Origin of the sequence: Allobosea thiooxidans (assembly GCF_900168195.1) — a bacterium.
Lineage (GTDB): Bacteria > Pseudomonadota > Alphaproteobacteria > Rhizobiales > Beijerinckiaceae > Allobosea > Allobosea thiooxidans.
Window position 1 is genome coordinate 95,072 of the sequence record NZ_FUYX01000012.1, and the last position, 12,732, is coordinate 107,803.

Below are 12,732 nucleotides of genomic sequence, written 5' to 3' on the forward strand. Positions count from 1 at the left end.
GCGCAGATCAGCCGGTTATGCGCGAATGCGCAAGCCGGACCGCGACCATAGGCGGATTGCGATCCGTGTCATTGATTTGTCATTGAACTGTCGCCTGCGCTTCATGCTAGCTTGCGCACCAACGACAAGAACCGCGGCGGCGACCGCCCGCGGAAGGGAGATACTTCCATGACGTTCAAAACGCGTATCCTGATGTCGGTGGCGGCCTTTGCGCTCGCCGGCGCCTCGCCTGCCCTCGCCCAGACCGAGATCCAGTGGTGGCACGCGCTGACCGGCGCCAACAACGACGTCGTCGTCAAGCTTTCCGAGGACTTCAACGCCTCGCAGAAGGATTACAAGGTCGTCCCGGTCTATAAGGGCTCCTACCCGGATACGCTGAACGCCGGCATCGCCGCTTTCCGCGCTGGTCAGGCGCCGCACATCCTGCAGGTCTTCGAAGTCGGCACCGGCACGATGATGTCGGCCAAGGGCGCGATCAAGCCGGTCCACGAGATGATGAAGGAAGCCGGCGAGAAGTTCGATCCGAACGCCTATCTGCCCGCCATCACCGGCTACTACTCGACGGCCAAGGGCGAGATGCTCTCGATGCCGTTCAACTCCTCGTCGATGGTGATGTGGTACAACAAGGACGCCTTCAAGAAGGCGGGCCTCGACCCCGAGAAGCCGCCGAAGACCTGGCCCGAGACCTTCGAGGCCGCCAAGAAGCTGAAGGCCGCCGGCTACGACAAGTGCGGCTTCTCGAACGCCTGGGCGCCCTGGGCCAATATCGAGCAGTTCGGCGCCTGGCATAACGTGCCGCTCTCGACCAAGGTCAACGGCATGGCTGGCTTCGACGCCGTGCTGAACTTCAACAAGAGCCCGGCCTTCCTCAAGCACTGGACCAACCTGGTCGAGTTGCAGAAGGACAAGACCTACGACTACTCCGGCCGCACCAACAACGGCGAGGGTCGCTTCACCTCCGGCGAATGCCCGATCTTCCTGACGTCCTCGGGCTTCTTCGGCAACGTCAAGGCCAACGCCAAGTTCGACTGGGGCAATGCCCCGATGCCGTATTATGCCGATGTGCAGGGCGCCCCGCAGAACTCGATCATCGGCGGTGCTTCGCTCTGGGTGATGGGCGGCAAGAAGCCGGCTGAATACAAGGGCGTCGCCAAGTTCTTCACCTTCCTCTCGGATGTCGACCGCCAGGTGAAGCTGCACACCGAGTCGGGCTATCTGCCGATCACCAAGGCGGCCTATGAGAAGGTCAAGGCCTCCGGCTTCTACAAGGACAAGCCCTATCTCGAGACCCCGATCCTCGAGCTGACCAACAAGACCCCGACCGACAACTCGAAGGGCCTGCGCTACGGCAGCCTCGTCCAGATCCGCGACATCTGGTCGGAGGAGCTGGAGGCGGCGCTGAACGGGCAGAAGTCGCCGCAGGCGGCGCTGGACGCGGCGGCCGATCGCGGCAACCAGATGCTGCGCCAGTTCGAGCGTACCGCCTCGCGTTGAGCGGATAGTCCTTGCAACTTCGGGCCATCCCGGACAATCCGTCCGGGGTGGCCGTCTCGTCCAAGGAAGCCGATGCAGAAGAACGCCTACTTCAAGGGGTTGACCATCCCCTTCCTGCTGCTTCTGCCGCAGCTCGCGATCACCGTCGTGTTCTTCTACTGGCCGGCGAGCCAGGCGGTCTGGCAGAGCTTCCTGCTCGAGGACGCCTTCGGCACCTCGACCGAGTTCGTCTGGTTCGAGAACTACCAGCTGCTCTTCTCCGATCCCGGCTATCTCAAGGCCTTCATCAATACCGTCGTCTTCTCGACCTTCGTCTGCGTGCTGTCGCTGTCGATCGCGCTGCTGCTGGCGGTGATGGCTGACCGGCAGATCCGCGGCGCCGAAATCTACAAGACGTTGCTGATCTGGCCCTATGCGGTGGCGCCCGCCATCGCCGGCGTGCTCTGGATCTTCATGTTCGACCCCTCGCTCGGCATGCTGGCGCGTGGCCTGCAGTCGCTCGGCATCCCCTGGAACCCCCGCCTCGAGGGCAGCCACGCCATGCTGCTCGTCATCCTGGCGGCGACCTGGAAGCAGATCAGCTATAATTTCCTGTTCTTCCTCGCCGGCCTGCAGTCGATCCCGAAGAGCGTGATCGAGGCGGCGGTGATCGACGGCGCCCGGCCGATGCGCCGCTTCTGGACCATCGTCTTCCCGCTGCTCTCGCCGACGACCTTCTTCCTCCTCGTGGTCAACATCGTCTACGTCTTCTTCGACACCTTCGGCATCATCGACACCGTCACCGGCGGCGGGCCCTCGGGCGCGACCGAAACCCTGGTCTACAAGGTCTTCTCGGACGGCAAGGGCGGCTCCAACCTCGGCGGTTCGGCGGCGCAGTCCGTGGTGCTTCTCGTCATGGTGATCGCGCTGACCGCGATCCAGTTCCGCTTCATCGAACGCAAGGTGAGCTACTGATGGCCTCCGTGCTCTGGCAGGATCTGACCGCCGAGGAACTGCGCGCCAAGGCGGCGGCGGACGCGATCGTCGTGCTCCCCGTCGCCTCGATCGAGCAGCACGGGCCGCATCTGCCCGTCGGCGTCGACACCATTCTCTGCGGCGGCGTCTGCAAGGCGGCGGCGGAGCGCGCTGATGATGTCGAGGTCGTCGTCGCGCCGACCTTGTGGTGCGGCATGGCCGAGCACCACATGGCCTTCGGCGGCACCTTCACCTTCGATATCCCGACCTACCGCGCCGTGCTGCTCTCCTTCCTTGGAAGCATCGAGCGCCACGGCTTCCACCGCGTGCTGATCGTCAACGGCCATGGCGGCAACATCGCCGCGCTGACCGCCTTCCTGCCCGATTTCGCCCGCGAGACGCGGCTGCAGATCGAGGCGACCACCTATTTCCTGCTGGCGCAGGAAGCACTCGCTCCCCTGCTCGAAGACCAGAAGGGCGTCCAGCATGCCTGCGAGGTCGAGACCTCGATGATGATGGTGCTGGCACCGGGTTCCGTCCGTGAGCCTCGTCTGAACGAGGCCTTTGGCGCCCGCGACGGCCTGCCCGGCCGCCCGGCCGTCTCGCGCCACCGCTCCTTCCGGGAGATGACCGAGACCGGCGTCGTCGGCGACGCCCGTCGCGCCAGCGTAGCGAAGGGTCAGGCCTGCCTCGATGCCTGCGCCGAGGCGCTGGCCGGGCTGCTGCGCGAGATGGGGAAGGTCGGCTGATGGTCGAGGACCGGCGCCTGGGCGACGCGATCGCCTATGTCATCCTGACGATCGGCGTGCTGATCGTCGCCTTCCCGGTCTGGCTGACCTTTGTCGCCTCGACCTGGGACGCCGCGACCGTGATCAACGGCCAGATGCCGCTCTATCCCGGCCCCTATTTCTTCGAGAACTACAACCGCATCCTCTTCATCGGAAGCTCGCGCACCACACGCGAGCCGGTGATCGGGATGATGCTCAACTCCTTCGTCATGGCGATGGCGATCGCGCTGGGCAAGATCTTCATCTCGGTGCTGTCCGCCTATGCGGTGGTCTATTACCGCTTCCCGTTCCGCATGGCGGCGTTCTGGATCATCTTCGTCACGCTGATGCTGCCCGTCGAGGTCCGCATCTTCCCGACCTTCAAGATCGTTTCCGATCTGAACATGCTCGACACCTATCAGGGCCTCGCCATCCCGCTGATCGCCTCGGCGACCGGCACGCTGCTCTTCCGGCAGTTCTTCATGACGGTCCCCGACGAGCTGCTCGAAGCCTCGAAGATCGACGGCGCCGGCCCGTTCAAGTTCTTCAAGGACACGCTGCTGCCGCTCTCGATGACGACCATCGCGGCGCTCTTCGTGATCCAGTTCATCTATGGCTGGAACCAGTATCTCTGGCCGCTTCTGGTGACGACGAAGGACTCGATGCAGACCATCGTCATCGCCATCAAGAAGATGATCGTCACCGCCGACGCCCTGACCGAATGGCAGCTCGCCATGGCGACCGCCATGCTCGCGATGCTGCCTCCCGTCCTCGTCGTCATCGCCATGCAGAGGCTCTTCGTGAAGGGCCTGGTCGAAACCGAGAAGTAATCCGCGAATGGCCCAGGTCACTCTCAACAGCGTCAAGAAGGTCTATGCCGGCGGCGTCGAAGCCGTGAAGGGCGTCTCCTTCGACATCCCGGACGGCGGCTTCTGCGTCCTCGTCGGCCCTTCCGGCTGCGGCAAGTCGACCTTGCTGCGCATGGTCGCTGGCCTGGAGACGATCTCGGCGGGCGAGGTCGCGATCGGCAGCCGCGTCGTCAACCAGGTCGAGCCGGCCGACCGCGACATCGCCATGGTGTTCCAGAACTACGCGCTCTATCCGCATATGAGCGTCTACGAGAACATGGCCTATGGCCTGCGCAACCGCGGCACGCCGAAGGAGGAGATCGAGAAGCGGGTCAAGGAAGCCGCGAAGATCCTCGCCATCGAGGCGCTGCTGGAGCGGCGCCCGCGTCAGCTTTCCGGCGGCCAGCGCCAGCGCGTCGCCATGGGCCGCGCCATCGTGCGCAAGCCGCAGGTCTTCCTCTTCGACGAGCCGCTCTCCAATCTCGACGCCAAGCTGCGCGTCCAGATGCGCGTCGAGATCAAGAAGCTGCAGCGCTCGCTCGGCGTCACCTCGATCTACGTCACGCATGACCAGGTCGAGGCGATGACGCTTTCCGACAAGCTCGTGGTGATGAATGCCGGCCAGGTCGAGCAGATCGGCCTGCCGGCCGAGGTCTACCGCAAGCCCGCCAGCAAGTTCGTCGCGACCTTCATCGGCTCGCCGCCGATGAACATCCTGCCCGGCGCGGTGGACGGCCACGGCATCGTCGCCCTCGGCGATACGATCATCGAGGCGCGCGACCTGCGCGAGGATCTGGCGGCGCAGACGTCGGTCGAGGTCGGCCTGCGTCCCGAGGATGTCGAGATCGCTTCGGAGGGGCAGGCCGGCTCGCTGCCCTTTGACGTCGAGTTCATCGAGGAGCTCGGCGCCACCCAGCTTTTCCACGGCAAGCTCGGCGGCCAGCCCTTCGTCATGCAGGCCGCGACCGGCGACGTCGCGGCGCAGGAGGGCCGCCTCTGGATCACCGTCGATCCCGACAAGGTTCATGTCTTCGATCCGAAGACGGGGACGCGGCTGGGCAAGGAGTAAGCGGCGCATTCTGCGCTGTCCGTCATGGTCGGGCTTGTCCCGACCATCCACGTCTTCGCTGCTCGAAGGTCGTGTTCAAGACGTGGATGCTCGCTGCAAGGGCGAGCATGACGGCGATGTTCAGCCGCTCGTGATTCCGCTCAAGCCGCCAGATCGGCCACCAGCGCGTCGAGCAGCAGCGCGCCTTCCGGCGTTACCGCGAGGCGGCCGCCGGCGCGGCGCATCAGCAGCTTTTCATCGATCAGATTGGCGACGCGGCCGGGATTGAGCTCGCGGCCGGCAAGCCGTGCGAACACGGCCGGGTCAATCCCTTCGACGAGCCGAAGCCCCATCAGCAGGTATTCGTCGCCCTGCGCTTCCTGGTTCAGGCGGTCGTCCTCGACCAGGGCGTGGCCCTCGGTCTCGACGCGTTCCAGCCAGATTTCCGGCCGCTTCTCCGTCGAATGCGCCATGCGGCCTTGCGCCGTCACCAGCCGGCCATGGGCGCCGGGGCCGACGCCTGCATATTCGCCATAGTGCCAGTAGACGAGGTTGTGGCGGCACTCGGCGCCCGGCCGGGCATGGTTCGAGATCTCGTAGACCGGCAGGCCGTGCTTGGCCGTCACCTCCTGCGTCGTCTCGTAGAGCGCCGCGCCGGCCTCATGGTCGGGGATGGCGAGCTTGCCCGCCCGGAACAGGCGCTCGAAGGCGGTGCCGGGCTCGATGGTGAGCTGGTAGAGCGAGAGATGCTCGACCGCGTGGCTGATCGCGAGCTCGAGCTCGGCGCGCCAGAGCGCCGGCGTCTGCAAGGGCGAGCGGGCATAGATCAGGTCGAAGGAATAGCGCTCGAAATATTTCCGCGCGATCGCGACCGCGGCCAGCGCCTCCTCGGCCGAATGCATCCGGCCGAGCGCCTTCAGATCGGCGTCGTTCAGCGCCTGCACGCCGAGCGAGACGCGGTTGACGCCCGCCGCGCGGAAATCGCGGAAGCGGCCGGCCTCGACGCTGGTCGGGTTGGCCTCGAGCGAGACCTCGCAATCGGGATCGACCGCCCAATGCTCGCCGATCGCATCGAGGATCGCGCCGACGGTGCGGCCCTCCATCAGCGAGGGCGTGCCGCCGCCGAAGAAGATCGAGGAGACCGTGCGTCCCGGCACCAGCGCGGCCCGATGCGCGATCTCGCGGCGGAAGGCGGCGATGTAGCGTTGCTGGTCGGGCGGCTGCAGCCGGACATGGCTGTTGAAGTCGCAATAGGGGCATTTGGCCAGGCAGAACGGCCAATGCACATAGACGGCGAAGCCCGCATCCGCGGTCGGATGCGAGAGGGCGGGCCGCTCCACAAGGGCGGCCGGGGCGCTCACGCCGGCTTCCTCAGGCAGGCGGCGGCGAGCGCATGGAAGGCGCGCGCGCGATGCGACAGGCCGGGCGAGCCATCGGCCGGGATGCCGTGCTTCTCCTCCGCGCTCATCTCGCCGAAGGTCTTGGCATGGCCGTCCGGCAGGAAGATCGGGTCGTAGCCGAAGCCACCCAGGCCGCGTGCCTGCTCCGTCACCGTGCCGAAGACGCGGCCCTCGAACAGCTCCTGATGGCCGTCCGGCCAGGCGATCACCAGCGCCGAGACGAAATGCGCCTTGCGCTGCGCGGGCGTCAGCGCGCCGCGCTTGGCGAGTTCGATCTGCACGCGCGCGATCGCCGGGGCGAAATCCTTGCCCGGCCCGGCCCAATTGGCCGAGAACAGGCCGGGCGCGCCATCGAGCGCATCGATGCAGACGCCGGAATCGTCGGAAAGCGCCGGCAGGCCGCTGGCCTTGGTCGCGGCGACCGCCTTGATCGCCGCGTTCTCGGAGAACATGGTGCCATCCTCGACCGGCTCCGGCAGGCCGAGCTCCCCGGCCGAGACGAGCTCGATGCCATAGGGTGCCAGCAGCTCGCGCATTTCGCGCAGCTTGCCTGGGTTATGGGTCGCGATCACGACCTTGCCGGCGAGGAGGCGATGCGGGCTCATCGTCAGGCCACCGCCGCTTTCTGCAGCGCGACGAGCTTGGTGACGCCGTCCTTGGCGAGCTTCAGCAGCGCGAGCAGCTCCTCCTCCGAGAAGGGCGCGCCCTCGGCCGTGCCCTGCACCTCGACGAGGCCGCCCGAGCCTGTGATGACGAAATTAGCGTCGGTCTGCGCGCCGGAATCCTCGACATAGTCGAGATCGATCACCGGCTGGCCGGCGACGATGCCGCAGGAGACGGCGGCGACATGGTCCTTCAGCGGATTGGTGCCCTTGAGCAGGTTGCGGCCTTCCATCCATTTCAGCGCGTCGTGCAGGGCGACCCAGGCGCCGGTGATCGAGGCCGTGCGCGTGCCGCCATCGGCCTGCAGCACGTCGCAATCGACGACAATCTGGCGCTCGCCGATCGCGGTCAGGTCCACGACTGCGCGCAGGCTGCGGCCGACCAGGCGCTGGATTTCCTGGGTGCGGCCGGAAGGCTTGCCGGAGCTGACCTCGCGGCGCGTGCGCTCATGCGTGGCGCGCGGCAGCATCGAATATTCGGCGGTGACCCAGCCCTTGCCGGTGCCGCGCAGCCACGGCGGCCCCTTTTCCTCGACGGTCGCGGCGCAGAGCACCTTGGTCTCGCCGAACGTGACCATGCAGGAACCCTCGGCATAGCGCACCACGCCGCGTTCGAGCGTGACCTTGCGCATCTCGTCGGCGGCGCGTTTGGAGGGTCGCATGAAAAGATCCTGTCTTGCGGAGAAGTGGCGGCTTGTAGGCGCTCCCGCCCCTTACGGCAAGGCGGGGCGGCCGTCCCGCCTCTTGATCCATGCGCATCGCATGACGACAATAGAGGGAAGGAACGGTTCGTCCGCAAAGGTTCATGAGCGCCCATACCCCCCGCCCCGAGACGATGAGCAGCCTGGTCGAGACCGATCAGCGTTCGCGCGAGATCTTTCGCCAGATCGTCGACGGCTATCTCGCGACCGGGGAGCCGGTCGGCTCGCGCAACATCGCCCGCCTGCTGCCGATGACTCTGTCGCCGGCGACGGTGCGCAATGTCATGACCGATCTCGAGCTGGCCGGGCTGATCTATGCGCCGCACACCTCGGCCGGGCGCCTGCCCACCGAGCGCGGCCTGCGCTTCTTCGTCGACGCGATGATGGAGGTCGGCAACCTCACCTCCGAGGAGCGCAAGCGCATCGAGGCGCAGATCCGGGCCGCCGCGACGAACCGCAACCTCGACCAGACGCTGACCGAAGCTTCGGCCCTGTTGTCCGGCCTGTCGCGCGGCGCCGGGGTGGTGGTGACGACCAAGGCCGATCCGGAGCTCAAGCATATCGAATTCGTGCGGCTCGATCCGGCGCGTGCGCTCGTCGTGCTGGTGTCGGAGGACGGCACGGTCGAGAACCGTCTGCTGGCGCTGCCGCCGGGCCTGCCCGCCTCGGCGCTCAGCGAGGCGGCGAATTTCCTCAACGCCCGCATCCTCGGCAAGACGCTTGCCGAATTGCGCGGCGAGATCGCCCGGCAGCGCGCCCAGATGGAGCGCGAGCTCGACGCCCTGACGGCGCGCCTGGTCGAGAGCGGCATCGCGACATCGGCAGGCCCCGGGCATGACCGGCATCTGATCGTCCGCGGCCAGGCCAACCTGCTCGAGGACCTCAGGGCGCAGGAGGATCTCGAGCGCATCCGCATGCTCTTCGGCGATCTGGAGACGCAGACCGACGTGATCGATCTCCTGACGCGCGCCGAGCAGGGCGACGGCGTGCGCATCTTCATCGGCTCCGAGAACAAGCTGTTCTCGATGTCGGGCTCCTCGATGGTGGCCGCGCCCTTCCGCGATGCCGAGCAGAGGATCGTCGGCGTCGTTGGCATCATTGGCCCGACGCGGCTGAACTATGCCCGCATCGTCCCGATGGTGGACTACACCGCCAAGGTCGTCGGCCGGCTCCTCGACGGCGAGCGCTGACGGGAACATGGCGCGAAGTCGCGGAAGCCGGCTTTTCGCGACGATCCTGCTCTGAGCTTTCGAAGAGGGATTTGGCTTCCGGCGCGGATGCGGCTACCTCTGCGCGCGAAAGCGACCCGTTCGCGCCGGAACATCCAAGGCCAGACCCATGTCAGAGCAGCTTCCCGACCGTCTCTCCGTCAACCCGGAAAGCCCCTTTTACGACGCCGACGTGCTGGCGCGCGACATCGGCATCCGCTTCAAGGGTGTCGAGAAGACCAATGTCGAGGAGTATTGCGTCTCCGAGGGTTGGGTGAAGGTCGCGGCCGGCAACGCCAAGGACCGCTTCGGCCGCCCGATGACGATCACGCTCAAGGGCCCGGTCGAGCCTTACATCCGCGGCAACGCCGAGGGCTGATTAAGTCGCTTCCACCGCCGTCATTCTCGGGCTTGACCCGAGAATCTCAGGCAGGAAACGCGCCGGACCCTCCATCGGCATGAGATGCTCGGGTCAAGCCCGGGCATGACGCCTGTCACTCAGGCGAGGCTCTTGTAGAAGAAGGTCGAGCCGCAATCGGCTCCGTCAGGCATCAGCGCGTAGCGCGGGATGGTGCCGGCCTCGGTCCAGCCCAATCGATTGTAGAGCCGGCGCGCCGCGCCGTGCTCGTCGGTATCGAGCACGAGCAGGTCGCGGCCCTTCTCCCGCGCGACCGCCTCGGCGCGCTGCATCAGCGCCTCGCCGATGCCCTGTCGCCTCGCCCGCGAATGCACCAGCACCTTGGCGATCTCGGCCCGGTGCGGCTGGTTTGGTTTGCCGATCAGATGGAGCTGCGCCGTCCCGACAATGCCGTCGCCGATCCGCGCCGTCAGCAGCACGACCTGCCCGCCGGCGACAGCCGCCGCGACATCTCGCCAGAAGTGCTCGTAATCGGCCGGCGTGTTCCAGTTCATGAAGCCGACCGAGGCGCCGTTGGCGACGCAGTCGCGCAGGATCTCCGCCAGCTCCGGGACGGCGGCCCTCGCGGCCTCGGCATCGAGCATCTCGACGGCGACGGAGAGCGTGGTCGCGTTCATGCTATATGTCCCGGAAATGCGCCGCTGCTGGCGGCGAGGATGACGGCGTAGCGAACGGGCGTGGCGCCCGGATTGCGATAGATGATCGGGCCGCGCAGATGCATCTGCAGGCAGTCGCCTTCCGCGAGGTCGTGGCGGACGCCCTCGACCGTCAGATCGAGCCGGCCCTGCAGCACCCAGATCTGCTGATCGAGCGCCGGCGCGCCCTGTGCGCTGTCGAGGCGGACTTCCGCGCCGGCCGGCAATTCGACCTCGACGATCTCGAAGCCGGATCCCGTGCCGCGCGGCGAGACGTTGCGACGCAGATAGCCGCTCGCCGGGTCGCGCCAGACCGGCTGCGCGGCGCGCCGCGCCAGCGGCCCGGTTCCGGCATCCTCCAGCAGGGCCGAGAGGGAGAGGCCGAGCCCGGAGCCGAGCCGCACCAGCAGGGCGGCGGTCGGGCTGGATTCGCCGCGCTCGACCCGCGAGATCATGGCCCGGCTGACGCCGCTGCGTTCTGCGACGGCGTCGAGCGTCAAGCCATGCCGCTGGCGGGCCGCCTTGAGACGCTGCCCCAGCAGCCGGTCGATCTCGATATCGTTCTCGAATTCCATGTAGGGAGAATAATTCTTGTATATTGGAATCACAAGCCTGTCCGGTGGAATTGCTTTTGCGGACCGACGCTTGGCGGCAGGCGGCTTCACTGCTATGGCGCGCGCATGAGCACCCGCACCATCGACAATATCCGCAACTTCTCGATCGTGGCGCATATCGACCACGGCAAGTCGACGCTGGCCGATCGCCTGATCCAGCAGACCGGCACGGTCGCGGCGCGCGACATGAGCGAGCAGATCCTCGACTCGATGGATATCGAGAAGGAGCGCGGCATCACCATCAAGGCGCAGACGGTGCGGCTGGATTACCAGGCGAAGGATGGCAAGAGCTACATCCTGAACCTGATGGACACGCCCGGCCACGTCGACTTCGCCTATGAGGTCTCGCGCTCGCTGGCGGCCTGCGAGGGCTCGCTCCTGGTCGTCGATGCCTCGCAGGGCGTCGAGGCGCAGACGCTCGCCAACGTCTACCAGGCGCTCGATGCCAATCACGAGATCGTCACCGTCCTCAACAAGATCGACCTGCCTGCCGCCGAGCCGGAGCGCATCAAGGAGCAGATCGAGGACGTGATCGGCCTCGACGCTTCCGACGCCGTGCCGATCTCGGCCAAGACCGGCCTCAACATCGAGGGCGTGCTGGAAGCGATCGTCGAGAAATTGCCGCCGCCGAAGGGCGATCCCGACGCGCCGCTCAAGGCGATGCTGGTCGACAGCTGGTACGACACCTATCTCGGCGTCGTCGTGCTCGTGCGCATCATCGACGGCGTGCTCAAGAAGAACATGACCATCCGCATGATGCGCGCCAACGCCTCCTACGGCGTCGACCGCGTCGGCGTGTTCAAGCCGAAGATGACCGAGGTCAAGGAGCTCGGACCCGGCGAGGTCGGCTTCTTCACGGCCTCGATCAAGGAGGTGGCGGATACCGCCGTCGGCGACACCATCACCGACGAGAAGAAGCCGGTGGCCGAGCCGCTGCCGGGCTTCAAGCCGGTGCAGCCGGTGGTGTTCTGCGGCATCTTCCCGGTCGACGCCGCCGATTTCGAGGATCTGCGCAGCGCCATGGCGAAGCTGCGGCTGAACGATGCCAGCTTCTCCTACGAGATGGAGACCTCGGCCGCGCTCGGCTTCGGCTTCCGCTGCGGCTTCCTCGGGCTGCTGCATCTGGAGATCATCCAGGAGCGGCTGGAGCGCGAGTTCAACCTCAACCTGATCTCGACGGCGCCGTCGGTCGTCTACCGCATGCGCCTGCGCGACGGCACGGTGCAGGAGCTGCACAACCCGGCCGACATGCCGGACGTGATGAAGATCGAGGTGATCGAGGAGCCCTGGATCCGCGCCACCATCTTCACGCCGGACGAGTATCTCGGCTCGGTGCTGAAGCTCTGCCAGGACCGGCGCGGCCTGCAGATCGACCTCGGCTATGTCGGCTCGCGCGCCAAGGTCGTCTACGACCTGCCGCTCAACGAGGTCGTCTTCGACTTCTACGACCGCCTCAAGTCGATCTCGAAGGGCTATGCCTCCTTCGACTACCAGATCACCGACTATCGCGAGGGCGACCTCGTGCGCATGTCGATCCTGGTCAATGCCGAGCCGGTCGATGCGCTCTCGATGCTGGTCCACCGGACGCGGGCCGAGGCGCGCGGCCGCGCCATGTGCGAGAAGCTCAAGGAACTGATCCCGCCGCACATGTTCCAGATCCCGGTCCAGGCCGCGATCGGCGGCAAGATCATCGCCCGCGAGACCATCCGCGCCCTGCGCAAGGACGTCACCGCCAAGTGCTATGGCGGCGACGCGACCCGCAAGCGCAAGCTTCTGGAGAAGCAGAAGGAAGGCAAGAAGAAGATGCGGCAGTTCGGCAAGGTCGAAATCCCGCAGGAAGCCTTCATCGCCGCCCTCAAGATGGACGATTGAGCCGACGGCCCTGAGTTCTCCGAACACCGAAAAAGCACGGTGATCCCGGACAAGCCGCGATAGCGGCGACGATCCGGGATCCATGCCCGAGCCGTTCCGGAATGGAGCCCG

The 12,732-nt window shown here is 66.4% G+C and carries 13 protein-coding genes; 8 read left to right on the forward strand and 5 right to left on the reverse strand.

Features of this window, described 5'->3' with window-relative positions:
- Positions 1-168 precede the first annotated feature (168 nt).
- From ugpB to B5Y19_RS19640, 5 genes are all read left to right on the forward strand, one after another.
- Complete coding sequence (gene ugpB, locus B5Y19_RS19620; RefSeq protein WP_055728347.1) at positions 169-1,494, forward strand: sn-glycerol-3-phosphate ABC transporter substrate-binding protein UgpB; 1,326 nt, start codon at positions 169-171, stop codon at positions 1,492-1,494.
- A gap of 72 nt (positions 1,495-1,566) precedes the next feature.
- Entirely contained in the window at positions 1,567-2,448 is an 882-nt protein-coding gene (gene ugpA / locus B5Y19_RS19625) for a sn-glycerol-3-phosphate ABC transporter permease UgpA (protein ID WP_055728348.1), read from the forward strand.
- Positions 2,448-3,197, forward strand: coding sequence for a creatininase family protein (locus B5Y19_RS19630; RefSeq protein ID WP_055728349.1), 750 nt, complete (start codon positions 2,448-2,450; stop codon positions 3,195-3,197). Before ugpA ends, B5Y19_RS19630 begins: the two co-directional genes overlap by 1 nt.
- A complete protein-coding gene (ugpE, locus tag B5Y19_RS19635) occupies positions 3,197-4,045 on the forward strand; it encodes a sn-glycerol-3-phosphate ABC transporter permease UgpE (RefSeq protein ID WP_055728350.1) in 849 nt (282 codons plus the stop codon). The genes B5Y19_RS19630 and ugpE overlap by 1 nt, the downstream gene beginning before the upstream one ends.
- Before the next feature lie 7 nt (positions 4,046-4,052).
- On the forward strand, positions 4,053-5,132 hold the full coding sequence (locus B5Y19_RS19640; RefSeq protein ID WP_055728351.1) for a sn-glycerol-3-phosphate import ATP-binding protein UgpC: 1,080 nt from the start codon (positions 4,053-4,055) through the stop codon (positions 5,130-5,132).
- 140 nt (positions 5,133-5,272) lie between these two features.
- Here the strand turns inward: B5Y19_RS19640 and hemW are convergent, their stop codons facing one another.
- Genes hemW through rph form a run of 3 tightly spaced genes read right to left on the reverse strand, consistent with a single transcriptional unit; the run spans position 5,273 to position 7,835 of the window.
- Entirely contained in the window at positions 5,273-6,472 is a 1,200-nt protein-coding gene (hemW, locus tag B5Y19_RS19645) for a radical SAM family heme chaperone HemW (RefSeq protein WP_244555648.1), read from the reverse strand.
- Positions 6,469-7,116, reverse strand: coding sequence for an RdgB/HAM1 family non-canonical purine NTP pyrophosphatase (gene rdgB / locus B5Y19_RS19650; protein WP_079591966.1), 648 nt, complete (start codon positions 7,114-7,116; stop codon positions 6,469-6,471). Before rdgB ends, hemW begins: the two co-directional genes overlap by 4 nt.
- Before the next feature lie 2 nt (positions 7,117-7,118).
- The gene (gene rph, locus B5Y19_RS19655) at positions 7,119-7,835 is read right to left on the reverse strand and encodes a ribonuclease PH (protein ID WP_055728353.1); all 717 of its coding nucleotides are present in this window, start codon (positions 7,833-7,835) and stop codon (positions 7,119-7,121) included.
- Between the two features lie 143 nt (positions 7,836-7,978).
- Between rph and hrcA the strand changes: the two genes are divergently transcribed.
- Both hrcA and B5Y19_RS19665 read left to right on the forward strand, forming a co-directional pair.
- Complete coding sequence (gene hrcA / locus B5Y19_RS19660) at positions 7,979-9,064, forward strand: heat-inducible transcriptional repressor HrcA (protein ID WP_055728354.1); 1,086 nt, start codon at positions 7,979-7,981, stop codon at positions 9,062-9,064.
- 148 nt (positions 9,065-9,212) lie between these two features.
- On the forward strand, positions 9,213-9,461 hold the full coding sequence (locus tag B5Y19_RS19665) for a DUF3297 family protein (protein WP_055728355.1): 249 nt from the start codon (positions 9,213-9,215) through the stop codon (positions 9,459-9,461).
- Positions 9,462-9,580: 119 nt separating this feature from the next.
- Here B5Y19_RS19665 and B5Y19_RS19670 read toward each other — a convergent pair whose 3' ends face one another.
- Both B5Y19_RS19670 and B5Y19_RS19675 read right to left on the reverse strand, forming a co-directional pair.
- Positions 9,581-10,117 carry a GNAT family N-acetyltransferase gene (locus tag B5Y19_RS19670; protein ID WP_055728356.1) on the reverse strand — a complete coding sequence of 179 codons (537 nt, stop codon included), beginning with the start codon at positions 10,115-10,117 and terminating at the stop codon, positions 9,581-9,583.
- Positions 10,114-10,710, reverse strand: coding sequence for a helix-turn-helix domain-containing protein (locus tag B5Y19_RS19675; RefSeq protein ID WP_055728357.1), 597 nt, complete (start codon positions 10,708-10,710; stop codon positions 10,114-10,116). The genes B5Y19_RS19670 and B5Y19_RS19675 overlap by 4 nt, the downstream gene beginning before the upstream one ends.
- A 105-nt stretch (positions 10,711-10,815) precedes the next feature.
- Here B5Y19_RS19675 and lepA point away from each other — a divergent pair, with 105 nt between their 5' ends.
- Positions 10,816-12,621: a translation elongation factor 4 gene (gene lepA, locus B5Y19_RS19680; RefSeq protein ID WP_055728358.1), complete on the forward strand. Its 1,806-nt coding sequence runs from the start codon at positions 10,816-10,818 to the stop codon at positions 12,619-12,621.
- The last annotated feature ends 111 nt before the right edge of the window (positions 12,622-12,732 follow it).

What these genes read in the sequence shown, in the direction of transcription:
- B5Y19_RS19675 (WP_055728357.1), bottom strand. Translation starts at nt 10,710, where the DNA reads ATGGAATTCGAGAACGATATCGAGATCGACCGGCTGCTGGGGCAGCGT.
- B5Y19_RS19640 (WP_055728351.1), top strand. Translation starts at nt 4,053, where the DNA reads ATGGCCCAGGTCACTCTCAACAGCGTCAAGAAGGTCTATGCCGGCGGC.
- B5Y19_RS19665 (WP_055728355.1), top strand. Translation starts at nt 9,213, where the DNA reads ATGTCAGAGCAGCTTCCCGACCGTCTCTCCGTCAACCCGGAAAGCCCC.
- B5Y19_RS19630 (WP_055728349.1), top strand. Translation starts at nt 2,448, where the DNA reads ATGGCCTCCGTGCTCTGGCAGGATCTGACCGCCGAGGAACTGCGCGCC.
- ugpA (WP_055728348.1), top strand. Translation starts at nt 1,567, where the DNA reads ATGCAGAAGAACGCCTACTTCAAGGGGTTGACCATCCCCTTCCTGCTG.
- lepA (WP_055728358.1), top strand. Translation starts at nt 10,816, where the DNA reads ATGAGCACCCGCACCATCGACAATATCCGCAACTTCTCGATCGTGGCG.
- ugpE (WP_055728350.1), top strand. Translation starts at nt 3,197, where the DNA reads ATGGTCGAGGACCGGCGCCTGGGCGACGCGATCGCCTATGTCATCCTG.
- rdgB (WP_079591966.1), bottom strand. Translation starts at nt 7,116, where the DNA reads ATGAGCCCGCATCGCCTCCTCGCCGGCAAGGTCGTGATCGCGACCCAT.
- hrcA (WP_055728354.1), top strand. Translation starts at nt 7,979, where the DNA reads ATGAGCGCCCATACCCCCCGCCCCGAGACGATGAGCAGCCTGGTCGAG.
- B5Y19_RS19670 (WP_055728356.1), bottom strand. Translation starts at nt 10,117, where the DNA reads ATGAACGCGACCACGCTCTCCGTCGCCGTCGAGATGCTCGATGCCGAG.
- ugpB (WP_055728347.1), top strand. Translation starts at nt 169, where the DNA reads ATGACGTTCAAAACGCGTATCCTGATGTCGGTGGCGGCCTTTGCGCTC.
- rph (WP_055728353.1), bottom strand. Translation starts at nt 7,835, where the DNA reads ATGCGACCCTCCAAACGCGCCGCCGACGAGATGCGCAAGGTCACGCTC.